Origin of the sequence: Luteitalea sp., from assembly GCA_009377605.1 — a bacterium.
Taxonomy (GTDB): Bacteria; Acidobacteriota; Vicinamibacteria; order Vicinamibacterales; family Vicinamibacteraceae; genus WHTT01.
Window position 1 is genome coordinate 1 of the sequence record WHTT01000238.1, and the last position, 239, is coordinate 239.

A 239-nucleotide genomic window follows, 5' to 3' on the forward strand; every position below is an offset into this window, starting at 1 on the left:
ATGGCTGATGAGCGCCTGGCGCAATTCCCGAACATCACCACATTGAGCGAGCAGGGCGTGGACTTCGTTCTCGAGGGGTGGCGTGGCATCGGGATGCCGGCCGAGACCCCTGATGATGTCAGCAACGCGTTGCGCGTGGCCTTGGAGCGGGTGGTGACCGGTGACGACTTTCGAGAGTTCATGGAAAAAGCCGGCTTCAATTGGGCGTTCGAAGGTCCGGACGAGTTCGGCAGAAGCTT

1 pseudogene (running past one end of the window) is annotated in these 239 nt (G+C 60.7%); it reads left to right on the forward strand.

Annotated features, from left to right (window positions below):
- A pseudogene (locus tag GEV06_28715) lies at nt 1-239 on the forward strand (hypothetical protein) (it continues 604 nt past the right edge of the window).